Source organism: Streptomyces sp. NBC_00210 (assembly GCF_045160975.1).
In the GTDB taxonomy this organism is placed as follows: domain Bacteria; phylum Actinomycetota; class Actinomycetes; order Streptomycetales; family Streptomycetaceae; genus Streptomyces.
In genome coordinates this window covers 3254355-3279668 of the sequence record NZ_CP108120.1, presented here as the reverse complement: position 1 = coordinate 3279668, position 25314 = coordinate 3254355, and the positions used below count along the sequence as shown (strand labels likewise).

General features: G+C 70.8%; 12 protein-coding genes. 7 read left to right on the top strand and 5 right to left on the bottom strand.

Features of this window, described 5'->3' with window-relative positions; genetic code table 11:
- Nucleotides 1-156 precede the first annotated feature (156 nt).
- Genes OG729_RS14715 through OG729_RS14705 form a run of 3 tightly spaced genes read right to left on the bottom strand, consistent with a single transcriptional unit; the run spans nt 157 to nt 1669 of the window.
- Nucleotides 157-594, bottom strand: coding sequence for a protein phosphatase (locus OG729_RS14715; protein WP_405806446.1), 438 nt, complete (start codon nt 592-594; stop codon nt 157-159).
- A gap of 47 nt (nt 595-641) precedes the next feature.
- Nucleotides 642-878, bottom strand: a complete 237-nt coding sequence (locus tag OG729_RS14710) for a DUF397 domain-containing protein (protein ID WP_405806444.1) — start codon at nt 876-878, stop codon at nt 642-644.
- A complete protein-coding gene (locus OG729_RS14705) occupies nt 875-1669 on the bottom strand; it encodes a helix-turn-helix domain-containing protein (protein WP_405806442.1) in 795 nt (264 codons plus the stop codon). The genes OG729_RS14710 and OG729_RS14705 overlap by 4 nt, the downstream gene beginning before the upstream one ends.
- Before the next feature lie 91 nt (nt 1670-1760).
- Between OG729_RS14705 and OG729_RS14700 the strand changes: the two genes are divergently transcribed.
- The gene (locus OG729_RS14700) at nt 1761-2162 is read left to right on the top strand and encodes an ATP-binding protein (protein ID WP_360878450.1); all 402 of its coding nucleotides are present in this window, start codon (nt 1761-1763) and stop codon (nt 2160-2162) included.
- A gap of 63 nt (nt 2163-2225) precedes the next feature.
- On the opposite strand, the gene sbnB is transcribed toward OG729_RS14700, so the two are convergent.
- Entirely contained in the window at nt 2226-3233 is a 1008-nt protein-coding gene (gene sbnB, locus OG729_RS14695) for a 2,3-diaminopropionate biosynthesis protein SbnB (RefSeq protein WP_405806441.1), read from the bottom strand.
- Nucleotides 3234-3251: 18 nt separating this feature from the next.
- On the bottom strand, nt 3252-5489 hold the full coding sequence (locus OG729_RS14690) for an MMPL family transporter (protein WP_405806439.1): 2238 nt from the start codon (nt 5487-5489) through the stop codon (nt 3252-3254).
- 263 nt (nt 5490-5752) lie between these two features.
- On the opposite strand from OG729_RS14690, the gene OG729_RS14685 reads away from it, so the two are divergent.
- Genes OG729_RS14685 through OG729_RS14660 form a run of 6 tightly spaced genes read left to right on the top strand, consistent with a single transcriptional unit; the run spans nt 5753 to nt 25275 of the window.
- A complete protein-coding gene (locus OG729_RS14685; protein WP_404724387.1) occupies nt 5753-6727 on the top strand; it encodes an ATP-binding cassette domain-containing protein in 975 nt (324 codons plus the stop codon).
- Nucleotides 6724-7524 (top strand): ABC transporter permease, encoded by an 801-nt coding sequence (locus OG729_RS14680; RefSeq protein WP_360878462.1) that lies wholly within the window; start codon nt 6724-6726, stop codon nt 7522-7524. Before OG729_RS14685 ends, OG729_RS14680 begins: the two co-directional genes overlap by 4 nt.
- 21 nt (nt 7525-7545) lie before the next feature.
- Nucleotides 7546-8604 (top strand): 2,3-diaminopropionate biosynthesis protein SbnA, encoded by a 1059-nt coding sequence (gene sbnA, locus OG729_RS14675; RefSeq protein WP_405806437.1) that lies wholly within the window; start codon nt 7546-7548, stop codon nt 8602-8604.
- Complete coding sequence (locus OG729_RS14670; protein WP_405806436.1) at nt 8601-16340, top strand: amino acid adenylation domain-containing protein; 7740 nt, start codon at nt 8601-8603, stop codon at nt 16338-16340. The genes sbnA and OG729_RS14670 overlap by 4 nt, the downstream gene beginning before the upstream one ends.
- On the top strand, nt 16337-25066 hold the full coding sequence (locus OG729_RS14665; RefSeq protein ID WP_405806434.1) for an amino acid adenylation domain-containing protein: 8730 nt from the start codon (nt 16337-16339) through the stop codon (nt 25064-25066). The genes OG729_RS14670 and OG729_RS14665 overlap by 4 nt, the downstream gene beginning before the upstream one ends.
- Nucleotides 25063-25275, top strand: a complete 213-nt coding sequence (locus tag OG729_RS14660) for an MbtH family protein (RefSeq protein ID WP_360885245.1) — start codon at nt 25063-25065, stop codon at nt 25273-25275. Before OG729_RS14665 ends, OG729_RS14660 begins: the two co-directional genes overlap by 4 nt.
- Nucleotides 25276-25314 lie beyond the last annotated feature (39 nt).

The window sequence follows — 25314 nt, the reverse complement described above, 5'->3', positions numbered from 1 at the left end:
GCACAGCCCGCGGGATGACGGCAGCCGGCAACATCGCCAAGGCACTCGGCGTCGCCATCGCCGTCGCGGATGCCGAGGCCAAGGGCTGAGCGTCGACACACTGCCCGAGGTCCGGAGCCACCAGCCGGGCCCGGTATGGACGAGCGACCGCGCCAGTCAGTCGGCGAAGCGGCGTACGTAGCGGCGCTGCCAGGGGGTTTCGACGGCGTGTGGGTCGTAGTTCCGGCGTACGAACTCCACCGCTTCGTCGGTCGGCACACCGTCGAGCAGGGCGATACAGGCCAGCGCGGTGCCGGTGCGTCCCCGGCCGCCGCCGCAGGCGATCTCGACCCGCCCGACCGAGGAGCGGTCCCATGCCTCGCCGAGCAGGGCCCGGGCGTCCGCCCGGCTGCTGGGCAGCCGGAAGTCCCGCCAGCGCAGCCACGTCGCTTCCCAGGGGACCTCGGGCGGCTGCTTGCCGAGCAGATAGACGGCGTACGTGGGCTCGGGACCGGCGGGCAGGGGCCGGCGCAGCGCGCGGCCCCGGACGAGCCGTCCGGAGGGAAGGCGCAGGACGCCGGGGGCGGTGGGATCCCAGGGCTGGGTGTTGGTCACCTGGCCACCGTAGTGCGGGGGCCGGGGGTAAGTGCCGAGGCGCACCCTCAGAGAGCGGCCAGGAACGCGGTCCACGCGGGGGCGGGTATGGCGAACCGGGGGCTGGTCTCGCCGAGCTTGGAGTCGCGGACGTGGACGGTGTGGGGGCAGGTGGCGACCTCGACGCAGGCGCTGCCCTGGTCATCGCTGTGCGTGGACTTCCGCCAGTCCAGAGCGACTTCTATGCAGGCGCCACCCTCGTCATCGCTGTAGCTGGACTTGAACCAGGTAAGGCGCTCGCTCATAGTTCTTCCGCCACCTTTCTGATGAACGCCGCCGATTCCGCGACGCTGAGGGCGTGCATACGGATCATGCTATGCCGTTGGGTCAGTTCGCTGACCTTGCTGGGCTCGGCGTAGAAAGCGCTCGTTGTCTGGCCTTCGGCGAAGGCGCAGCGCTCGTTGTCAGAGTTCTCCAGCAGCACCATAGGGCCCATGAGTGCGAGGCCGCTGCATCGACCCATCGGCAGCACTTGAATCGAGGCGTTCCGCAACTCGCCTACTTCAAGGAGGCGTTCGAGCTGGCGCCCCATAGCTTCCCGGCCGCCCACTAGCGTACGCAGCGTTGCCTCGTGCAGCACGAAGCTGAACATCGTGCTGGTCTTACGCGTCAGTGCCTCCTGCCGCTCCATCCGCGCCCGGACCCGTTCCTCGACTGTTTCGTCGTCCAGCGGTGGACAGCTCTCGCTCATCAGCACACGGGCGTACTCCTCCGTCTGAAGCAAGCCAGGGATGAGCAGCGGCTCGTACCAGTGCAGGGCGATCGCTTCCGCCTCCGCCGCCATGTACTCCTGCGAACGCGCCGGGAACGGCTCCGGCTTCAAGAACTCCTGCGCCGCCGCCAGCTTCCCCTGCGCCCCGCACATCTGGTCCGCCACCTGCAAAAGCCGTACCGTCGGCCGTCGTCGCCCCTGTTCCATCGACTTGACCGACTCGTACTCGTAATTCGCTTCCTTGCCCAGGTCCTCGCGGCTCACCCCAGCCTGCGTACGCCACAGCTTGATCTGGTTTCCGCAGTACCGCCACGTCTCCGTCACGGCGCCTCCTTTGGTACCCGCCGGGTACAACCACCCTCCGTACCCACCTCGTTACTCCAGAGGCTAAGCCCGCGCCACCACCGTATGAGCCATGAACCAGCACATCGAGTGGCGGCTGCCGCGCACTCCCCGAAGCGTGGGCCGGGCCCGTGCGCTTCTCGCCGAGCAGGCGCGGGACTGGAAGATCCCGGACGAACTGGCCGACACCGCCGTGCTGTTACTCAGCGAGCTCATGACGAACGCCTGCCGTCATGCCCGCGTCCCGGCCGGGCGGGAGGTGGCCGCGCGGTGCGTGCTGGGTGAAGCCGTCCTTCGCGTGGAGGTCCACGACGCCTGCGACGCGCTGCCGCGGCCGCGCACCGCGTGCGCGGACGACGAGTCGGGGCGCGGGCTCGCCCTCGTCGACGCGCTCGCCGACGCATGGGGCGCCGAGCCCCGGCCCTACGGCATCGGCAAGGCCGTCTGGTTCGAGCTGCGGGCCATCCGTACGTAGACACAAAGGCGCGGCCCGTCCGGCGGGGGACACCGGACGGGCCGCGGGCGGAAGAGGCCGGAACTACCAGCGCGTCGTCTCGCCGAAGAAGTCCTCGATCTCCACGGCCGTGCCCGACTCCTTCGCCGTACGGAACACATGCAGGCCGACCGCCAGGTCGAGCACGCCAAGACCGAACGGCGAGAAGATCACCGGCTTGTCCGTGCCGACGCTCACCTCGCCGTTCACGACCTGTGCCAGCGTGCCGGTGATGAAGTCGCGGCCGCCGTACTTCTGCTCGGCCAGGTGCGGCGAGGTGTTGGCCTTCAGGCAGTGGTCGACGTCGTCGAGGATGTTGTACGCCCCGTCGATCAGCTCCGGGCCGATGTCCCGCAGCGAGATGTTGAGCACCACCTGGCCGGGCGCGAAGGCGTCCGGGGCCACGATGTACGGCTCGGCGGCCGTCGTCGCGAGGACCACCACGTCCGCGCCGGTCAGGGCGGCGGACAGCGAGGACTCGGTGGCGGCCGGGTAGCCCAGGACATCGGTGGAATGCGCCGCGAGCGCGGAGCCGTACTCCTCGCTCTTGTCGTGGACCGTCACCGAAGTGACCGCCCACTCACGGGCCTTGAAGAACTCCAGGATGTTGCGGGCGATGATGCCCGCGCCGACCACGGTGAGCTTCCCCGCCCTGCGCCCGCCGGTCAGCTGCTCGGCCGCGAGCACCGCGGACGCCGCCGTGCGGGCCGCGCTGATCTGCGAGGCCTCCAGGCAGGCGAAGGGGTAGCCCGTCTCGTAGTCGTTGAGCAGCAGGGCCGCCGACGCACGCGGGATGCCGCGCTCGATGTTCGCCGGGAAGCTGCTGATCCACTTGATGCCGGAGACGTCGGCGCCGCCGCCGAGGTGCGCGGGGAGCGCGATGATGCGGGCGTCCGGCTTCTCGGGGAAGCGGAGGAAGTAGCTGTCGGGGTTCACCGAGTCGCCCGCGTGGTGGGCGAGGTAGGTGTCGCGTACGACGTCGACGATCTCCGGGCGGGACGCTCCGATGATCTCCCGCGCGGTCTTGCCGCCGATGACGCTGAACTCGTACATGTCGTAGGTCCTTGGCTCTCAGTGGTTGACGAGACTTGTGCGGTGCGCCGAGGAGACCTGCGGCGCCGATGCGGGGGCGTCGGCCGCCTCCTCGCCGTGCGAGAGCTCCGGCAGCCACTTCAGCCAGCGCGGCAGATACCAGTTGGACTCGCCGAGCAGGGCCATCACGGCGGGCAGCAGTACGGCCCGTACGAGCGTCGCGTCCAGGAAGACCGCGACGGCCAGGCCGATGCCCAGCTGCTTGAAGTCCTGCATGGACAGCGTGCCGAAGACCGCGAAGACGGCAACCATGATCATGCCCGCGCTGGTGACGACACCGGCGGTGGAGCGGATGCCGTGCGCGACGGCCTTGATGTTGTCGGCGCCGCGGTCGTGGGCCTCGCGGATCCGGGAGACCACGAAGACGTGGTAGTCCATCGACAGGCCGAACAGGACCACGAAGACGAACAGCGGCATCCAGGACTCGATCGCGCCGACCGCCGTCGTGCCGACCAGCTCGTCGCCCCAGCCCTTCTGGAAGACCGCGGTCATCACGCCGTACGCGGCGGCCACCGACAGCAGGTTGAGGACGATCGCGGTGATCGCGACGACCAGCGAGCGGAAGCAGAGCAGCATCAGCAGGAAGCTGATGCCCATCACGAAGGCGAAGACCGGCACGATGCTCGACTTCAGCTGGTCGTTGTAGTCGGTCGAGAAGGCGAGGTCGCCGCCGACGGGGGCTTCGGTGCCCGAGGCCTTCGTCAGCGTCGCCGGGATGATGTCGTCGCGCAGGGTCTTAAGGGCCTTCACCGAGGTCGCGCCGCGGCCGTCGCCCGCCAGCGGGGCGTTGATCACGGCGATGTTCTCGGCCTTGTGGAGGGTCACCTCGATCGGGTTCTTGACCTGGTCGGAGGCCAGGGCCCGCTTCTTGAAGTCCTCGATGGCCTGCGTGGAAGCGGCGGAGCGGATGTCGGAGGCCTTGTAGACGATCTGGGCCGGGGCAGGCGCGCCCGGGAAGGCCTTCTCGATCCGCTGGGCGGTGGCCGCCGTCGCGTTGTCGGCGGGCAGCAGCTGGTCGAAGCCCAGCTTCTCGGTCTTCATGTCGAGCGCGGGCGCGGCGAGCGCAAGCAGTCCCGCGATGCCGATGAGCGCGAAGAGCGCCGGCACCTTCAGCACCGCGCCGAGCAGCCTGCCGGGACGCTCGTTCGCGTGCCGCACGCGCGCCTTGCGGCGCAGGCCCGGGATACGGCCGAGCTCGACCTTGTCGCCGAGCATCGCCATCACGGCGGGCAGCACCGTCATGGAGCCGAGCACCGCGATCAGCACGACCTCGATGGTGGCGATGGCGAAGCCCTCGAAGACGGTCAGTCCGGAGAAGAACATGCCGGCCATGGCGACGGCGACGGTGAGACCGGAGATCAGCACCGAGCGGCCCGAGGTCGCGGCGGCGATGCGCAGCGCGGTCGCCTTGTCCCGTCCGGCCGCACGCTCCTCGCGCTCACGGCGGATGTAGAAGAGGCAGTAGTCGACGCCGACGGCCAGACCCATCAGCAGCATCACCGAGTTGGTCATCGCGTCGACCGGCACAAGATGGCTGGAGAGCGCCAGCAGGCCCATCGCAGCGACGCAGGCGGTGATCGCGAGGACCAGCGGCAGCACGGCGGCGAGCAGCGCGCCGAAGACGACCAGCAGGATGCCGAGCGCGACCGGAACGGCCGTGTACTCGGCTCGGGTGAAGTCCTCGCCGAGCGAGTCGTTGATGCCCTTGAGGCCGCTGGCCGCGCCGTACTCGCCGAGTGTCACGGCGGAGTGGGCCTCGTCCGTCTTCGCCAACGCGTCGATCAGCGGCTTGATGCGGTCGGCGGCGGTGTCCGGGTCGCCCTTCACCGAGAACTGGATCAGCGCGTCGTGCTTGTCCTTGGAGACCGCGCCGGTCTGGTACGGGTCGCCGATCTTCTCGGCCAGACCCGTGTCGCCCACGGCCGAGATCGCGTCGATCACGGCCTTCTTGAACTCGGCCTTGTCCGCCGTCAGTCGGTCGCTGTGGACCAGGACCATCTCGGCCGCGGGAGTGCGAATGCCGGCATCGACGAGGATCCGGGCGGCGCGCCCCGATTCACCGGTGCCGTAGTCCGCCTCCGTCAGATTCTGCTGTCCTGCCATGCCGCCCAGCACCGTGAGCGCGATGACGGCGAAGAGCCACCCGAAAACCGCGGTCTTGCGGTGCCGGGCGCTCCAGCCTCCCAGTGAAGCCGCCAGATTGCGTTGACTCGCCATTACCTCTCCCGATGTGGGACGTTGCCTTCAATGGGAATCAGCGTAAGGATTTCCCAAGGTCAACTCCTGCCCTGGAAGTGGCAGTTGAGTGCCGTTGCAGCATCCTGCCAAGTCCCAGTACAGGACGGGTGCAGGAACCTGCAACGGCAGTCTTCGGACAACAGGAATGCGTTCCTTCCGGCCATACGGCCGGTTACGTTCAATTCTCGTCGGAAGATTCACCGAATTCCAGAACTCCAAGTATTCCAAGAAGGGGGGAAGGTGTGAATACCGCGATCGAGGCCGAAGGTCTGACGAAGCAGTACGGCAGCCATCGCGCCCTGGGCGGCGTGGACCTGTCGGTCCGGGCGGGCACCGTGCTCGGTCTGCTCGGGCCCAACGGCGCGGGCAAGACCACCACGGTCAGAATGCTCGCCACCCTGCTCGAACCCGACGCCGGAACCGCCCGTGTCGCGGGCTTCGACATCGTCAGGCAGCAGCGCGAAGTACGCCGCCGCATCGGCCTGGCAGGACAGTACGCCGCCGTCGACGAACTGCTCACCGGCCGCGAGAACCTCGTACTGCTGGGCAGGCTGCTGCGGCTCGGCCGCAACGGCGCCCGCGCCCGCGCCGCCGAACTCCTCGCGCAGTTCGAGCTGGAGGCCGCCGCGGACAAGCCCGCCAAGGAGTACTCCGGCGGCATGCGGCGCCGGCTCGACCTCGCGACCTGTCTGATCGCCTCGCCCGAGGTGCTCTTCCTCGACGAGCCGACCACCGGGCTCGACCCGGCCAGCCGCGCCACGCTGTGGCGGATGGTCCAGGAGCAGGTGGACCGCGGCGTGACCGTCCTGCTCACCACCCAGTACCTCGAAGAGGCCGACTTCCTCGCCGACCGGATCCTGGTCATCGACCGCGGTCAGGTCATCGCCGAAGGCACCTCCGACGAGCTGAAGCGGAAGGTGGGTGGCGAGCGCCTGGAGGTCTCGGTCAGCGAGGCCGCGACGCTTGCGACCGCCGCAGCCGCGCTGGCCCCGCTGGCGCTGAACGCGCCGCAGCTGGACGAACGCCAGCGCACCGTCTCCGTACAACTGCCGGACGGAATGGGCGCACTGGCGTCCGCGGCCACCGCGCTGGAGTACGCGGGCATCGCCGTCGAGGAGTTCGCGCTCCGCCGCCCGTCCCTCGACGACGTGTTCTTCCACCTCACCGGTCAGTCCGCCGGACCCGTAGAAACGAAGGAAGCGGAGGCCGCACGATGAGCTCGGCGCTCGCCCACGGCAGCGATGTCCTGGCCCTCACCGGCCGTCATCTGCGCCATCTGCGCCGCACCCCGGAGAAGGTCATCGGGGTGGCGCTCACACCGGTCACCATGGTCGTCGTACTCGGCTATCTCTTCGCCAGCGTCGTTCAGGTCGACAACAGCGGCGAATACCGCGAGTACGTGATGGCCGGGGTGTTCGCCCAGGTCGGGCTCTCCTGCATCGGCATCACCGCGATCGGGGTCGCGGGCGATCTGGGCAAGGGCCTGATCGACCGGTTCCGTTCGCTGCCGATGGGCCGGGCGACGGTACTGGTCGGGCACACGCTCGCCGACCTGGTCACCGCCGCCATGAGCATCCTCGTCGTCGCCCTCACCGGGCTGCTGGTCGGCTGGCGTGTGCACGGCACGGTGGGGGAGACCGTCGCCGGCTTCGCCCTGCTGCTGGCTTTCGCGTACGCCATGCTCTGGGTCGGCGCGCTGCTCGGCATGGTGATGCGCAACCTGGAAGCGATCAACGGCGTCGCCGCACTGCTGCTGGTCCTCTTCTCCTTCCTCTCCAGCTCGTTCATGCCGCTCACCGGGCTGCCCGGCTGGCTGCGCGCGGTGGCCGAGTGGAATCCGGTGAGCGCCGTCTCCGAGGCCTGCCGGCAGCTGTGGGGGAACACCGGCGCCGTCACCTCGCGGAGCTTCCCGGTGGAGCACCCGGTGATTGTCTCGCTGATCACTCTCAGCGTTCTCATTGCAGTTCTTGTACCGCTGAGCCTGCGTGTGTACCGCACGTCGGCCGCGCGATGATCTGGTCGATTTGGGGGAGTCATGCCGGTCATATCGGCGCCGCAGGAGTTCAACACCGAAGACCTCTATGTAAATCTCCGTGAGATGTACGGATTTCCGCTGCATCTCAAGTGCGAGGGATTCAATTTCGCCGGTTCCATCAAACTCAAGGCAGCCGCGAGCATGATCGAGGCCGCCGAACGCAGTGGTGAACTCACCCAGGACTCGATCCTGGTGGAGTCCTCGTCGGGCAACCTCGGAGTGGCGCTCAGCGTCATCGCCGCGGCCAAGGGCTACCGCTTCATCTGTGTGGTCGACTCGCGGACGAACCTCGCCACGCGCAAGGTCATCGAGTCGCTCGGCAGCGAGGTGCACACGGTCTCCGAGCCGGCCGCGGAGGGGGGATTCCTCGCGGCCCGACTCGCGTACGTCCAGGGGCTGCTGGCCACGAGCCCGCGCTACGTCTGGCTCAACCAGCACGCCAACCCGGACAACTGGCGGGCCCACTACCGCACCACGGCTCCCCAGATCGAGAAGCAGTTCCCGGCCCTGGAGCTGCTGTTCATCGGCGCCGGCACCACCGGCACCCTGATGGGCTGCGCCCGCTACTTCAAGGAGCAGCCCCGCCCGGTCACGATCGTCGCCGTCGACAGCGACGGCTCCGTCACCTTCGGCGGCCCCGCGGGCCGCCGCATGATCCCGGGGCTCGGCACCGGCGTACGGCCCGCACTGCTCGACACGTCGTACGTCGACGACGTCGTGCACGTCCCGGAGGCCGACACCGTACGCGCCTGCCACACCCTCGCCCGCGGCGGATTCCTCTTCGGCGGCTCCACCGGCACGGTCGTCAGCGGCGCGCTCCGCTGGCTCGCCGAGCACCGGCCCGGCGAGGACGTCGCGGCCGTCGCCATCGCGCCCGACCTCGGCGAGCGCTACCTCGACACCGTCTATCAGTCGAGCTGGGTCCGGGACATCTACGGAGACCTCGAAGGCCAAGGCCAAGGCCAAGGCGATGGCGAACGTGATGGCGATGGCGACGGCGAAAGTGACGCCGACGGCCAGGAAATGACCGATCTCTCTTCTGGAGCACTGCAGTCATGACCCCCTCTCACCCCGCGCAGCAGCTGCCGCTCTCCGCCGCGCAGCGCGAGATGTGGTACGGGCAGCAGGCGGACCCCGGCAACCCCGTGTTCACCATGGGCGACTACCTCGAACTGCACGGCCCGCTCGACGCCGCCCGGCTGGCCGCGGCCTGGCAGGGCGTGCTGCGGGAAGCCGCCACCCTGCGCGCCCGCTTCACCGAGCACGACGGCGAGCCGCGCCAGGACTTCGCCCCCGTCGAGGACTTCCCGGTCGAGACGATCGACCTGTCGGGCGAGGACCGGCCGCGCCGGGCCGCCGAGGAGTTCATGCGGCAGGACCTGCTCACACCGCCGGACCTCACCGTGCCCACGCTGCGGTCGGTGCTGCTCGAACTCGGGCCCGGGCACGCGGTGTTCTACATCCGCGTCAACCACATCCTGGTCGACGGCTTCAGCCGGGTCCTCATCTACAACCGGCTCGCCGCGCTGTATGCGGAGCCGGACGCCGAGGGCGGCTTCCCCGGCCCGCAGACGCTGCTGGACGACGAGGACGCGTTCGCCGCGACCGCCAAGTACCAGAAGGAACGCGCCTTCTGGCAGGCCCGGTTCGAGACGACGCCCGAGCCCGTCAGCCTCTCCACGCGCCCGCTCGTGCCGGCCCGCCGCTCCCTGCGGCGCGAGGCCCTGCTGCCGGCGGCCACCGTCGAGCGGCTGCGCGCGCTGGCCTGGGACACCCGCATCACCTGGCAGACGCTGCTCATCGCCGCCACGGGCGCCTACGTCCAGCGGGCCGCGGGCGCCGAGCGCGCCCTGCTCACCCTCGCCGTGCCGGCCCGCGCCACCGCCGCCGCGCGCGCGGTGCCGGGCATGCGGGCCAACTTCCTGCCGCATCCGGTGCGGGTACGTCCCGGCCAGACGCTGGCGGAGTTCCTGAAGGAGAGCGCCGGCGAACTGCGCGCCACGCTCCGGCACCAGAACTACCGCGGTGACCAGGTCCGCCGTGACCTCGGCTTCACCGGCGACGCGGGCCGCTCGCTCGGCCCGACCGTCAATGTCCTGGAGTCCGGCTTCGACTTCACCTTCGGCGCGTGCGCGGGACGGCTGCACAACCTCTCGACGGGCCCCGTCGACGACATGCAGATCATCTATCTCGACGCGGCCGCCGACGGCTATGCCGTACGCCTCGACGCCAACCCCTCCCTCTACACCGAGGACGAACTGGAGCTGCACCAGAAGCGGCTCTTCGGCTGGTTGGAGACGATCGCCGAGGCCGGACCGGACGCGGTGCTCGGGCAGCTGGACGTGCTGCTGCCGCACGAACTCGGCGTGCTGAGCGAGGAGTGGGGCGAGACCGCCTGGGACGATGTGTACGTCGGTGCCGTCGAGCGCATCAGGGCTGTCGCGGTCGCGAAGCCCGCGAAGATTGCCGTCCAGGACGAAGAGCGCTCGGTTTCGTACGGTGAACTGGTCGGTCTGGGCTCGGCGTTGACGCGGCGGCTGAAGGCCGCGGGCTCGGGTCCGGACAGCCGGGTTGCGGTTCTCTGTGAGCCGGGTGTGCCCTTTGTGACGGGCGTGCTGGGTGTGCTCGGTGCCGGGGCGGCGTGGGTGCCGCTGGATCTGCGGGCGCCGGTGGCTCGTACGGCCGCGCTGCTCGACGACAGCGGAGCGGATGTTCTCTACGCCGGACCGGGCCAGGAAGACCTGGTCAAGGAGATCGTGGACCGGGCGACGGCCACGCCGAAGGTGGTGACCTGGGATGGGTCGCGCGATCCGCAGACGGCTCTGGTGGAGCTTGCTGGTGCTGAGGACGATCTGGCGTATGTGATCTTCACGTCGGGTTCGACGGGTAAGCCGAAGGGCGCGATGGTGCACCGGCGGGGGATGGTCAACCATCTGCTGGCGAAGGTGCAGGACTTGAGCATGTCGGCGACCGACGTGGTCGTTCACAACGCGCCTGTCACCTTCGACATCTCGGTGTGGCAGATGCTGTCCGCGCTGATCGTCGGCGGGCGGCTCGTGGTCGTGTCGCGGGAGACCGCGGCTGATCCGCAGGAGCTCTTCGGGCGGATCGCGACGGACGGGGTCACGGTCCTGGAGGTCGTGCCGTCGCTGCTGAAGGCGGCCGTCGACTCGTGGCAGGACGGTCTCGGGCGCCCCGAACTCGCCCCGCTGCGCGCGCTGATGGTCACGGGTGAGGCGCTGCCCGCCGATCTGGCCCGCCAGTGGCTGGAGCTCGCCCCGCACATTCCGTTGGTGAATGCGTACGGTCCGACGGAGTGCTCGGACGATGTGACGCATGCGGTGATCGGTGCGGGCAGTGAGCTGGGGGCGCGTGCGCCGATCGGTCATGCGGTGCGCAACACGCGGTTGTATGTGCTGGATTCGGCGTTGCGGCCGGTGGTTCCGGGTGTTGCGGGTGAGCTGTATGTGGGTGGTGTCGGGGTCGGTCGCGGGTATCTGGACGACACGCGTAAGACGGCGGTGACCTTCCTTGCTGATCCGTATGCGGAGGTGTCCGGGGCGCGGATGTACCGGACGGGTGACCGGGTGGTGCAGCGACCTGATGGTCAGCTGGAGTTCCTGGAGCGGGTCGACCATCAGGTCAAGATCCGTGGTCACCGGATCGAGCTGGGCGAGGTGGAGGCCGCACTCCGCAGCGTGGAAGGCGTCACCGATGCCGCCGCCGCGGTGCATGACGGCCGGCTGGTGGGCTACGTCGTCGGCGACGCGCAGGATGTGAAGTCCACGCTCGCGGGCATTCTGCCGGACTACACGGTCCCCAGCGCCTTCCTCACCCTCAGCAGCCTGCCCCTCACCGGCAACGGCAAGGTCGACCGCAAGGCCCTCCCCGCCCCCGACCCGGCGGCCGTCTCCACCGATCTGCGTGCCCCGCGCAACCCGCGCGAGCAGGCCCTCTGCGAGATCTTCGCCGAGGTCCTCGGGCTCCCCGCCATCGGCATCGACGACAACTTCTTCGACCTCGGCGGCCACTCCCTGCTCGCCACCAACGTCGCCGCCCGGGTCCGCACCCGGCTGGGCGCGGAACTCGCCATCCGTACCTTCTTCCAGGCCCCCACCGTCGCGGCGCTCGCCGACCATCTCGCGGACACCGACGGATCCGCTGTACGGCCCCCGCTCGCCGCGGCTCCCGTACGCCCCGAAGAGCTGCCGCTCTCCCCGGCACAGCAGCGGCTGTGGTTCCTGAACCAGCTGGAGAACGGCTCCGCGACCTACCATCTGCCCTTCGCCGTACGGCTGACGGGCACGCTGGACGCGGCAGCGCTCGCCGCGGCCCTGGGCGATGTCGTCGCCCGCCACGAAGCCCTGCGCACGGTGTTCCCCGACACCTCGGGACGCCCCCGGCAGCAGGTACTGCCCGCCTCGGAAGCGCGCATCGACGTGCCCGTCACGGCGATCACCGAGGACGCGCTGCCCGATGCCCTGACCGCGACGGCCGTACGCGGCTTCGACCTCGCGGCCGAACTCCCGCTCCGTGCCGAGCTGTTCAGCGTGGCGCCGACCGAGCACGTCCTGCTCCTCGTCCTGCACCACATCGCATCGGACGGCTGGTCCATCGGCCCGCTCGCCCGCGATCTGGCCGAGGCCTATGGCGCCCGGCTCGAAGGCGCGGCCCCCGACCGGTCGCCGCTGCCGGTCCAGTACCCGGACTACACGCTCTGGCAGCGCGAGTTGCTCGACACGGTCGCGGACGAGCAGCTCGCCCACTGGAAGGAGGCTCTGGCGGGTCTCCCGGAGGAGCTGGAGCTGCCGAGCGACCACGCCCGCCCCGCCGTCTCCACGCATCAGGGCGGCACGGTCGAGTTCCGCATCGACGGCGAACTGCATGCTGCTGCCGTCCAGTTGGCGCGCGGACAGGGCGCGAGCACCTTCATGGTGCTGCAGGCCGCGCTCGCTACCCTGCTCTCCAAGCTGGGCGCGGGCACCGACATCCCGCTCGGCACCCCGGTGGCGGGCCGCACCGACGCGGCCCTGGACGAGCTCATCGGGTTCTTCGTCAACACCCTGGTCCTGCGGGCCGATCTGTCCGGCGACCCGACCTTCCGGGAGCTGCTCGACCGGGTCCGCGACGCGGATCTCGCCGCATACGCCCATCAGGACCTGCCCTTCGAGGCGCTGGTCGACGCGCTCGCGCCCAGCCGTTCGCTGTCGCGGCAGCCGCTGTTCCAGACGATGCTGGCCTTCCAGAACAACGCCGCCGCCGAACTGGCGCTGCCCGGCCTGGACCTCGAAGTGACCCCGGTCCGCACCGGCGCCGCCAAGCTGGACCTGGCCTTCGAGCTGACCGAGCGGCACACTGCTGACGGCTCGCCGGCGGGCATCGACGCCGTACTGGAATACAGCACCGACCTCTTCACGGCGGGCACCGCTCAGTCGATCGCCGACCGCCTCACGCATCTGCTGGGCATCCTGGTCGGTGACCCCGACCGCCCTCTTGGCCAGGCCGACGCACTGCTGCCCGACGAGGCCGCCCGCATTCTCGGCGCGTGGGCAGGACCGACACAGCACGTCGACATCGCGCCCGTGCACGAGCTGTACGCGGCAAAGGCCGCCGAGCAGCCCGCGCACCCGGCGCTCGTCTTCGGCGAACTGACCGTCGGCTACGCGGAGCTGGACACCCGCGCCAACCAGCTTGCGCATGAGCTGATCGCACGCGGCACCGGCCCCGGAGACCTGGTCGCTCTGCTGCTGCCGCGCTCGCCGGACATGGTGGTCGCACTGCTCGCCGTACTGAAGGCGGGCGCGGCCTACCTTCCGATCGACGCGGCCTATCCGCTGGACCGCATCGCCTACATGCTCGACGACTCGCGGCCCGCGCTCACGCTCACCATGGCCGCCGAGTCCACGAGCCTGGGTGATGCGTCCGTGGAGCGACTCCTGCTGGACGACCCGGCCGTCCGGACCGCGATCGCCGCACGACCGGAACGAGCCCCGACCGACGCCGACCGGACCGGGCCGCTGACCCCGCGCCACCCGGCGTACGTCATCTACACCTCGGGCTCCACCGGCCGGCCCAAGGGCGTCGTCGTCGAGCACCACACGGTCGCCGTGATGGTCGCCGACCAGGGCCCGCGCATGGGCATCGGTCCCGGCACCCGCTGGCTGCAATTCGCCTCGTACAGCTTCGACGCCGCGACCTGGGAGCTGTCCATCGGACTGCTGTCCGGGGCGACGATGGTGCTGTCGACCGCACAGGACCGGGGCCCCGGCGAGCCGCTTGCAGACCTCGTGGCCCGCAGCGGCGTCAACATGGTCTGCCTGCCGCCGACCGTGCTCTCCGCCTGGCCGGCGGACCGGCCGATGCCGGAGGGCATGCAGCTGGTCGTCGCGGGCGAGGCCTGCCCGCCCGAGCTGGTCGAGCGCTGGTCGCGCGGGCGCGTGATGCTCAACGCGTACGGCCCGACCGAGGCGACCGTCTGCTCCAGCATCAGCGTGCCGCTGTCCGGCGCGGTCAAGCCGCCCATCGGCTTCCCGCTCCACAACACCCGGCTGTACGTCCTCGACGCGCGGCTGCGCCCGGTGCCGCCGGGCGTCACGGGCGAGCTGTACATCGGCGGCGCGCAGCTGGCCCGCGGCTATCTCCGCCGCCCCGCGCTGACGGCGGAACGCTTCGTCGCCGATCCGTTGGCGAAGGAGCCAGGCGGCCGGATGTACCGCTCCGGCGACCTGGTGCGCTGGAACGTCGACGGCAGCCTCGACTATGTGGGCCGCGTCGACGACCAGGTCAAGCTGCGCGGCTTCCGTATCGAACTGGGCGAGATCGAGGGCGTACTGCTCGCCCGCGACGACATCGCGCAGGCCGCGGTGATCGTCCGCGAAGAGCGTCCCGGTGACAAGCGCCTGGTCGCGTACGCCGTACCGACTGCTGAAGCCGATGCGCGGGAGCTGCGCAACCACCTCGCCGCCGCGCTGCCCGAGCACATGGTGCCGGCCGCCGTCGTCCTCCTCGACGAGCTGCCGCTCACCGGCAACGGCAAGCTGGACCGCCGGGCCCTGCCCGCGCCCGACTACACCACGGTGACCTCGGGCCGTGCCCCGGCGAACGAGCGGGAGGCCGCGCTCTGCCGGGCATACGCCGAAGTGCTCGGCCTGGAGCAGGCCGGCGCCGACGACAGCTTCTTCGACCTCGGCGGCGACAGCATCAGCTCCATTCAACTGGTCAGCAAGGCACGGGAAGCGGGCCTGGCGATCACCGCGCAGGACGTGTTCGTGCACCGGACCCCGCAGGGTCTGGCACTGGCGGCCCGCGCCGCCGAGCAGGTCGAGATCGTCGGTGCCGGGGACGGCACCGGCACGCTCCTGCCCACACCGATCACCAGCTGGCTGGACGAGATCCCGGGACCGGTCGACGGCTTCCACCAGGCGGCGGTCGTACGGACTCCGGCGGGAGCCACTTACGAGCGGATCGCGGCCGCGCTCCAGAGCGTGCTCGACCACCACGACGTGCTGCGGTTGCACGGGGACGAGATCCGCGAGGCGGGTTCCGTACGGGCCGAGGACGTGCTTCGGCGGGTGGACGCTTCGCAGGTCGCCGCGGCCCAACTGCCCGCCCTCGTACGGCAGGCGGCCGACCGCACCTGGCGCGAGCTCGCGCCGCGCGACGGAGCCGTGCTGCGCGGCACCTGGATCGACGCGGGCGCCGGACGCGCAGGACGGCTGCTGCTGACCCTGCACCACCTGGTGGTGGACGGCGTCTCCTGGCGCATCCTGCTGCCCGATCTGGCGCAGGCCTACGAGCAGCCGGACAAGCCCCCGGCACCGGTCGGCACCTCGTTCCGGCAGTGGGCGCGGCTGCTCCACCAGGAGGCCGCCGGCCGTGCGGCCGAACTGCCCCTGTGGGAAGAGGTACTGGCGGGCGGCGAGACCCCGATGGGACGGCGTCCGCTCGACCCGGCCCAGGACACCGCGGCGACCGCGCACCGGCTGCGTCTGGAGCTGTCGCCCGAGCGCACGGCCGCGCTGCTCACCGAGGTGCCCGCGGTCTTCCACGCCGAGATCAACGACGTACTGCTCACCGCGCTCGCCCTCTCCGTCGCCGACTGGCGGCGGCAGCGGAACGAGCCGCAGAGCGTCCTTCTCGAGCTGGAAGGCCATGGACGCGAGCAGATCGTGCCGGGCACCGATGTCTCCCGCACGGTCGGCTGGTTCACCAGCACCCACCCGGTGCGGCTCGACGTCGGGCTGCCCGACTGGGACGACATAAGGGCGGGCGGCCCGTCCGTCGGCCAGGTGCTCAAGGAGATCAAGGAGCAGCTGCGGCAGCTGCCCGACCACGGCATGGGCCACGGCCTGCTGCGCCATCTCAACCCGGAAACGGCCGAGCGGCTGCGCGGCCACAGGGCGCCCCAGCTCGGCTTCAACTACCTGGGCCGGATGGCGATTGCGGAGGCCGCCGACTGGCAGCTCGCCGCCGAGTCCCTGGACGTGGCGGCCGGCACCGACCCGGGCATGCCGCTGCCGCACGCGCTGGGCGTCAACGCCCGGACCGAGGACCGGCCCGAGGGGCCGCGCCTGGTCGCCGACTGGGCATGGGCGGGGCTCACGGTGGCGGACGCGGACGCGGAGGCCATCGCCCGCGGCTGGTTCCGGGCGCTCGAAGCCCTGGTCGAGCATGCCGCGCGGCCCGACGCCGGCGGCTTCACACCGTCGGACCTGGCGCTGGTGGACGGCCTGGACCAGGACGAGATCGACGAGTTCGAGAACGAGTTTGCGGATGAGTGGGGGACGGATCTGTGAGTGGGACCACGAGAAAACCACAGAAGGCGGGCGGCGGCCTCAGTGACGTACTGCCGCTGACGCCGCTCCAGGAAGGGCTGCTGTTCCACGCCGTCTACGACCGGCAGCAGCTCGACGTGTACGCCGTGCAGCTCGTCCTCGACCTCGAAGGACCCCTCGACCGGGCCGCCCTCAAGGCCGCGGCCGCCGGCCTGCTGCGTCGCCACGCCAATCTGCGCGCCGGCTTCCGGTACCGCAAGAACGGGCAGCCGGTTCAGCTGATCCCGCGCGAAGTGCCCGTTCCCTGGCGGGAGACGGCCGCAGCGGGCGATCTGGACGAACTCACGGAACTCACCGACCGGGACCGTTCGGAGCCGTTCGACGTCGGCCGCCCGCCGCTGATCCGCTTCACGCTGATCGGTACGGGACCGGACAGCCACCGGCTGCTGATCACCTGCCACCACATCCTGCTGGACGGCTGGTCGATGCCGATCCTGCTCCAGGAGCTGTTCGCGGCGTACGGGGCCGGGGGCGACGCCGCGTCGCTGCCCGCCGTCACCGCGTACAAGACCTACCTGTCCTGGCTGGCCGGCCAGGACCAGCAGGCCGCCTCCGCCGCCTGGCAACAGCTGCTGTCCGGCCTGGAGGAGCCGAGCCGGCTGGTCCCGGCCCCGCCCGGCCGTACTCCGGTGCTTCCCGAGCGGTGTGTACGAGAGCTCGACGAGGCAGCCACCCAGCGGCTCACCGCATGGGCCCGCGAGCGCGGAGTCACCCTCTCCAGCGTCCTGCAGGGCGTCTGGGCCGTCGTCCTGTCGGCGCTGACCGGCCGGGACGACGTGGTGTTCGGCACGACGACCTCGGGCCGGCCGCCGGAGATCCCGGGCGTGGAGTCGATGGTCGGCCTGTTCATCAACACCCTGCCGGTACGGCTGACGGCGCCGGCCTCGCGCACGCTCGCCGAGGTCGTCGCCACCGCGCAGTCGCAGCACACGGAGCTGCTGCCGCACCAGCACCTGGGCCTGTCCCGCATCCAGCAGGGCGCGGGCCACGGTGAACTCTTCGACACCGTCCTGATCTTCGAGAACTACCCGCTCGACCCGGACGCCCTGCGCGACGCGGTGCCGGGCCTGAAGGTCACCGGCATCCAGGGCCGCGACGCGACGCACTACCCGCTCTCGTTGCTGGTGCTGCCGGGGGAGCGGCTCACGCTGCGCCTGGACCACGCGCCGGACCTGGTGACGGGGGAGGAGGCGGGGGCGATCGCGGGGCGCGTGCTGCGGCTGCTTCACGCGTTGCCGGATGAGGCGGATGTGCCGCTTGGGCGGCTGGACCTGCTGAGCGAGGGTGAGCGGGCGCGGCTGCTTCGCGGGTACAACGACACGGGGCGGGAGTACCCGACGGCCCCGCTGCGGGAGCAGTTGGCATTTCAGGCCCGTCAGGGCTCTGCGCCTCAAACGCCGGAAACTCAAGCCCGTCCGGCGATTGAGGACACGCCCGAAGGGCGTGCGCTTCAGCCGTCCCAAGCTGAGGGTTTCCCCACGGGTGCACGCGTCCGTCGGGGCTCTGCCCCGAACCCCACGCCTCAATCGCCGGCGGGGCTGGATTTGCCCGGCCGCGACTCCAGCGCGGGGAATCAAGCCCGTCCGGCGATTGAGGACTGGGGGGCCGGGGGCAACGCACCCGCACTCCGCTGCGGCAGCGAACGGCTCACCTACGCCCAACTGCACGCCCGCGCCGACCGCCTCGCCCACGAGCTCGTCGCGCAAGGCGCAGGTCCCGGCACCCTCGTCGCCATCACCCTGCCGCGCTCCGCCGACCTCGTCATCGCCACCCTCGCCGTCGTCAAGGCCGGCGCCGCCTATCTGCCCCTCGACCCCGACTATCCGGCCGACCGGATCGGCTACATGCTCGACGACGCGGCCCCGGTGCTCGTCCTCACCACGACCGCCGTCGCCCACGCGCTGCCCGCCGTCACCGAGCGCCCCCACCTCGCGCTCGACACAGAGGCGACCGCGCAGCAGATCGCGGCCCGCCCCACCGGGCCCGTCGCGACCCCCGATCCGCACCCGCTGGACACCGCGTACACGATCTACACCTCCGGTTCCACCGGCCGCCCCAAGGGCGTCGTCGTACCGCAGGGCGCGCTGATCAATCTGGTGCACGACATGGCCGGGCGTTTCCGGATCGGCGCGGACGACCGCTTCCTGTCCGTCACGACCTTCGGCTTCGACATCTCCAACCTGGAGATCTTCGTACCGCTGCTGGCCGGCGCCGAACTCGTCCTGGCCGAGCGCGACACCGTACGCGACCCCGCCGCACTCGCCCGGCTCATCAGCGACAGCGACGCCACCGTCATGCAGGCGACCCCGACCCTGTGGCACGCCCTGGTGACCGAGCAGCCCCAGTCCCTCGCCGGACTGCGGGTGCTGATCGGTGGCGAGGCCGTCGGCGAGCCGCTCGCCGACGCGCTGCGGGCCGCGGCCCGCGAGGTCACCAATGTCTACGGGCCGACCGAGACGACCATCTGGTCGACGGCCGCGACGCTCGACGGTGTACGCGGCGGGGTGCCGCCGATCGGCCGGCCCATCGCAAACACCCAGGTGTATGTGCTCGACGACGCCCTGCGCCCGGCCCCGGCAGGCGCGATCGGCGAGCTGTACATCGCGGGCGACGGCGTGGCCCGCGGCTACCACGGGCGGCCTTCGCTGACCGCGACGCGCTTCGTGCCCGACCCGTACGGCCCGGCCGGCAGCCGGATGTACCGGACCGGCGACGTCGTGCGCTGGGGCGCGGACGGTCAGATCGAGTACATCGGCCGCGCGGATCACCAGGTGAAGATCCGTGGCTTCCGCATCGAGCTCGGCGAGATCGAGTCCGCGCTCGCGGCACACGCGGACGTGGCGCAGGCGACCGTGCTGGCACGCGAGGACCGGCCGGGGGACACCCAGTTGGTGGCCTACACGGTCGCAGTCGAGGGGCGGACGGCCGATCCGGCGGCGCTCCGCGCGCACCTGGGCGAGACGCTGCCCGCGCACATGGTGCCCGCGCTGTTCGTCGCCATGGACGCGCTGCCGCTCACCGCGAACGGCAAGGTCGACCGCAAGCTGCTGCCCGCGCCCGACCCCGCCCTTCGCGCCGCCGGACGCGCCCCGCGCACTCCCCAGGAACAGCTGCTCTGCGAGGCGTTCGCCGAGGTGCTGGGCCTGCCTGCGGCGCCCGGACCCGACGAGTCCTTCTTCGAACTCGGCGGGCACTCGCTGCTCGCCACCCGCCTGGTCGGCCGGATCAGTGCCGCGCTCGGCGCCGATCTGCCGGTCCGCGCGGTCTTCGAGTCGCCGACCCCGGCGGGTCTCGCGGCCCGTCTGGAGGGCGCGGGCGAGGCGCGGACCGCTCCGGTCCCGGTCGTACGTCCCGAGGTGCTGCCGCTCTCGCCCGCCCAGCAACGGCTCTGGTTTCTCGGCCAGTTGGAGGGGGAGAACCCGGCGTACAACATTCCCGTCGCGGTCCGCCTGACCGGCGAGCTGGATGTGGATGCGCTGACCGCCGCCGTGCGGGACGTCGTCGGGCGCCACGAGGCGCTGCGCACCCGCTACCCCGACACGGACGGCCGGCCACGGCAGGAGGTGCTGGACGCCAACGCCGTACGGATCGACCTGCCGGTGACCGAGTCGGCCGAGGGCGCTGTGGCGGCGGCGGCCCGCCGTGGTTTCGATCTGTCGGCCGAACTTCCCCTGCGTGCAGAGCTGTTCAGGGTCAGTGACACCGAGCATGTACTGCTGCTGGTGGTCCACCACATCGCCGCGGACGGCTGGTCGATCGGCCCGCTCGGCAGCGATCTCGCGAAGGCCTACGAGGCCCGTCGTCAGGGCGCGGCACCCGCCTGGGCGCCGCTGCCGGTCCAGTACGCCGACTACACGCTCTGGCAGCGCGAGCTGCTCGACGCGGTAGCCGACGACCAGCTGTCCTACTGGCGCGAGGCGCTGGCCGGGCTGCCGGAGGAGCTGGAGCTGCCCACCGACCATGCGCGACCGGCGGCTCCGACCTATCGGGGCGGCACGGTGGAGTTCCGTATCAACGGCGAACTGCACACGAGGATCGGGAAGTTGGCGCGGACGTCGGGCGCCAGCACCTTCATGGTGCTGCAGGCCGCGCTTGCCGCGCTGCTCGCCAAGCTCGGCGGCGGTGACGACATCCCGCTCGGCACACCCGTCGCGGGCCGCACCGACCCGGTGCTCGACGACCTCGTCGGGCTATTCGTGAACACCCTCGTCCTGCGCACCGACCTGTCGGGCGCCCCGACCTTCCGTGAACTGGTCGAGCGGGTGCGGGCCGCGGACCTGGCGGCCTACGCACACCAGGACCTGCCCTTCGAGGCACTGGTCGACGCCCTCGCGCCGCCCCGCTCGCTGTCGCGCCACCCGCTGTTCCAGACCATGCTCACCCTGCACAACACCCCTGAGGCAGCAGTGCAGCTGGCCGGAACCGAGTCCGAGCCGCTGCTGATCACCACGGGGACGGCAAAGGCCGACCTCGCCTTCGAGCTCTTCGAGCGGCGTACGGCCGAGGGCACGCCGGACGGGATCGACGCCGTACTGGAGTACAGCAGCGACCTCTACGGTGCGGCGACCGCGCAGTCGATCGCCGACCGGCTGACGCATCTGCTGGGCGTGCTGGTGGGTGACCCGGACCGGCCGGTCGACGAGGCCGACGCGCTGCTGCCCGCCGAGCGCCGGCGGATCGAGGACGACTGGTCGGCGACGGCTGCCGATGACACATACGTCGGTGTCGTCGAGCGCATCAGGGCGATTGCGTCGTTGCATCCTGACGACCGTGCTGTCCAGGACCCTCAAACCACCGTCTCGTACGGTGAACTGGTCGGTCTGGGCTCGGCGTTGACGCGGCGGCTGACGGCGGCCGGGGTGGGTCCCGACCGTCGGGTCGCGGTTCTCTGCGAGCCGGGTGTGCCCTTTGTGACGGGCGTGCTGGGTGTGCTCGGTGCCGGGGCGGCGTGGGTGCCGCTGGATCTGCGGGCCCCGGTGGCTCGTACGGCCGCGCTGCTCGACGACAGCCGTGCCGACGCGCTGTATGTCGGCCCCGGCCAGGAGCAGCTCGCCCGGGAGATCCTGGCTCGGGCCGGCACCTCGCCGACCGTCGTCTCGTGGAACGACGCGAAGGACGAGCCGGACGCTCTGGCACCGCTTGCCGGGCAGCCGGACGACCTGGCGTATGTGATCTTCACGTCGGGTTCGACGGGTAGGCCGAAGGGCGCGATGGTGCACCGGCGGGGGATGGTCAACCATCTGCTGGCGAAGGTGCAGGACTTGAGCATGTCGGCGACCGACGTGGTCGTTCACAACGCGCCTGTCACCTTCGACATCTCGGTGTGGCAGATGCTGTCCGGGCTCATCGTCGGCGGGCGGCTCGTGGTCGTGTCGCGGGAGACCGCGGCTGATCCGCAGGAGCTCTTCGGGCGGATCGCGACGGACGGGGTCACGGTCCTGGAGGTCGTGCCGTCGCTGCTGAAGGCGGCCGTCGACTCGTGGCAGGACGGTCTCGGGCGCCCCGAACTCGCCCCGCTGCGCGCGCTGATGGTCACGGGTGAGGCGCTGCCCGCCGATCTGGCCCGCCAGTGGCTGGAGCTCGCCCCGCACATTCCGTTGGTGAATGCGTACGGTCCGACGGAGTGCTCGGACGATGTGACGCATGCGGTGATCGGTGCGGGCAGTGAGCTGGGGGCGCGTGCGCCGATCGGTCATGCGGTGCGCAACACGCGGTTGTATGTGCTGGATTCGGCGTTGCGGCCGGTGGTTCCGGGTGTTGCGGGTGAGCTGTATGTGGGTGGTGTCGGGGTCGGTCGCGGGTATCTGGACGACACGCGTAAGACGGCGGTGACCTTCCTTGCTGATCCGTATGCGGAGGTGTCCGGGGCGCGGATGTACCGGACGGGTGACCGGGTGGTGCAGCGACCTGATGGTCAGCTGGAGTTCCTGGAGCGGGTCGACCATCAGGTCAAGATCCGTGGTCACCGGATCGAGCTGGGCGAGGTGGAGGCCGCACTCCGCAGCGTGGAAGGCGTCACCGATGCCGCCGCCGCGGTGCATGACGGCCGGCTGGTGGGCTACGTCGTCGGCGACGCGCAGGATGTGAAGTCCACGCTCGCGGGCATTCTGCCGGACTACATGGTCCCCAGCGCCTTCCTCACCCTCGACGCGCTCCCCCTCACCGGCAACGGCAAGGTCGACCGCAAGGCCCTCCCCGCCCCCGACCCGGCGGCGATGTCCACCGGCCCGGCCCGCCTGCCCCGTACGGAAGCCGAGCGCACCCTCTGCGAAGTCTTCGCCGTCGTCCTCGGCCTCCCCGAGGTCTCCATCGACGACAACTTCTTCGACCTCGGCGGCGACAGCATCCGCTCCATCGAGGTGGTCGCCCGCGCACGCCGGGCCGGTCTGAGCGTCACCGCGGCCGACGTCTTCACCTACAAGTCGGTCGCCGCCCTGGCCGCGGCCGTCGGCGAGGCGGAAGCCGTGCCCACCGTCGGCACGGACGACGGCGTGGGTGTCATGGCGCCCACCCCGGTCATGCTGCGCATGCTCGAAGAGGGCGGCCCCATCGACGGCTTCAACCAGTCCGTCGTCCTCACCACTCCCGCCACCCTCGATCAAGCCCGGCTCACCGCCGCGCTCCAGCGGGTCATCGACCACCATGACGCCCTGCGCCTGCGCCTGATCGGCGACGGACCGGCGAACTGGCGGCTGCTGACCGGCGCCCCCGGCTCCGTACCGGCCGGCCCGCTGCTGACCCGCATTGATGCATCGCACCGGGCGTACGAGGACGAGGTCCTGCTGCGGCAGGCCGTCGCCGCGCAGTCGACGGCGGCCCGCGACCGGCTCGCCCCGCGCGAAGCGGTCAATCTCCAGGCGGTCTGGCTCGACCGTGGCCCCGAGCGGCCCGGCCGACTGGTCCTGATGCTGCACCACCTCGTGGTGGACGGCGTCTCCTGGCGCATCCTGCTGCCGGATCTGCTCTCCGCGTACGAGACGCCCGGCACGGCCCTCGACGCGGTCGGCACATCCTTCCGGCACTGGTCGCAGCTGCTGCACACCCAGGGCGTCGAGGGTGTCCGTGCGCCCGAACTGTCCCTGTGGCAGACGCTGTCGGGGCAGGGCGAGCCACTGATCGGCAGCCGGGCTCTCGACCCGGCGCGGGACACCCACGCCACGGCCCGCAGGCTGCGGCTGACTCTCCCGGCCGAGGTCACCGCCCCGCTCCTGGAGCGTGGCCCGGCCGCCTTCCAGGCCGAGATCAACGACCTTCTGCTGGCGGCGCTCGCGCTCGCCGTCGAGGAGTGGCGCGGGACGGGTGCGCTGGTCGAGGTGGAGACCCACGGCCGGGAGCAGCTCCACCCGGGCGTCGATCTCTCGCGCACGGTCGGCTGGTTCACCAGCACCCACCCGGTGCTGCTGCGGGCCGCAGGACTCGGCCCCGAGCAGGCGGTCAAGGAGGTGCGGGAACAGCTCGCCACCCTGCCGGAACACGGCCTGGGCCATGGCATCCTGCGCCATCTCGCCCATGAGCCGTCGCTCGCCGTGAATCCGCAGCTCGGCTTCAACTACCTCGGCCGTTTCGCGGGGGTGGAGTCGTACGGAAGTGAGTGGGCGGCCGCTCCCGAGTCCCGGGAGGCGTTCGCGGCGGCCGCCGACGGCATGCCGCTGGGCCATGTCGTCGAACTGGACGCGCTCGTCGAGGAGGGCGCGCAGGGACCCGAGCTGGTCGCCAACTGGACCTGGGCCGGTGGAGTGCTGGACGCTCCGGCCGCCGAGGCGCTCGCCCACGGCTGGTTCCGTGCCCTGCGGACGCTCGCCGCACGGGCGGGCGAACTCGCCCTCTCCCGGCCGCAGACCGCCGAGCGGCGCCCCGCCCTGCTCACCGAGGCGTTCGAGACACTGCTGGCCATCCGGCCCGATGGCACCCGCCCGCCACTGTTCTTCATGCATGGCGGCGTCGGACTCAGCTGGCCGTATCTCGGTCTTGCCGAACATCTCGGCCAGGAATTCCCCGTATATGGATTCCAGGCGTCCGGAATTGTCTCGGAAGCGCCGCTTCCGTCATCGATTGCGGAAATGGCCCAGGAATATGTGCGGAGAATTCTGGAAATCCAGCCCAACGGGCCCTACCATCTTATTGGTTGGTCGTTCGGGGGACTTCTCGCCCATGCGAGCGCCACCCGGCTCGAAGCGCTCGGCCACCGGGTCGCCTTCCTCGCCAACCTCGACAGCTACCCCGTCCCGGAGCCCGACGGCATCCCGGACGACCAGGCGCTGCTCGCGAAGATCCTGGAGTACTGCGGGTACGACCCGGAGCTGTTCCGGGGCCGGGAGCCGCAGCTCACCGAGGTTCTGGAGCTCTTCAGGCGGGACGCCAACCCGCTGGCGGGACTGGACGAGGAGCAGCTGCGCCGGCTGCTGCGGATCGTGCGCAACCACGCCGTCCTCAGTGCCGAGTTCACACCCGCCCGCTTCAGTGGGGAGGTCCTCTTCCTGTCCGCCGCACTCGGAACCGACGAGAACTCCCCGACCATCGCGGAATGGGCCCCGTACATCGGCGGCCGGATTTCCCACCACAGCATCGAATCGGACCACGACGGAATGATGCGCCCCGAACCGCAGGGGGCGATCGGACGCATCATCGCCGCGCACCTTTCAGGCATCGGCGCAGGCGCCGCAGAATTCACGGAGGACGCATCATGAAGAACAACCCGTTCGACGACGAGAACGGCACTTTCCTGGTCCTGGTCAACGACGAGGGACAGCACTGCGTCTGGCCGGAGTTCGCCGCCGTGCCCGACGGCTGGACCACCGTCCTGCCGGCCGGCAGCCGCGAGGCCGCCCTCGACCACATCGAGCGGACCTGGACGGACATGCGCCCCAAGTCCCTCATCCAGCACGCGGCTGCCTGACGGTCGCCACCCCTCATCAACGAACTCATCCGAGAGGCA

What these genes read in the sequence shown, in the direction of transcription:
- OG729_RS14710 (WP_405806444.1), bottom strand. Translation starts at nt 878, where the DNA reads ATGAGCGAGCGCCTTACCTGGTTCAAGTCCAGCTACAGCGATGACGAG.
- OG729_RS14700 (WP_360878450.1), top strand. Translation starts at nt 1,761, where the DNA reads ATGAACCAGCACATCGAGTGGCGGCTGCCGCGCACTCCCCGAAGCGTG.
- sbnB (WP_405806441.1), bottom strand. Translation starts at nt 3,233, where the DNA reads ATGTACGAGTTCAGCGTCATCGGCGGCAAGACCGCGCGGGAGATCATC.
- OG729_RS14690 (WP_405806439.1), bottom strand. Translation starts at nt 5,489, where the DNA reads ATGGCGAGTCAACGCAATCTGGCGGCTTCACTGGGAGGCTGGAGCGCC.
- OG729_RS14680 (WP_360878462.1), top strand. Translation starts at nt 6,724, where the DNA reads ATGAGCTCGGCGCTCGCCCACGGCAGCGATGTCCTGGCCCTCACCGGC.
- sbnA (WP_405806437.1), top strand. Translation starts at nt 7,546, where the DNA reads ATGCCGGTCATATCGGCGCCGCAGGAGTTCAACACCGAAGACCTCTAT.
- OG729_RS14670 (WP_405806436.1), top strand. Translation starts at nt 8,601, where the DNA reads ATGACCCCCTCTCACCCCGCGCAGCAGCTGCCGCTCTCCGCCGCGCAG.
- OG729_RS14660 (WP_360885245.1), top strand. Translation starts at nt 25,063, where the DNA reads ATGAAGAACAACCCGTTCGACGACGAGAACGGCACTTTCCTGGTCCTG.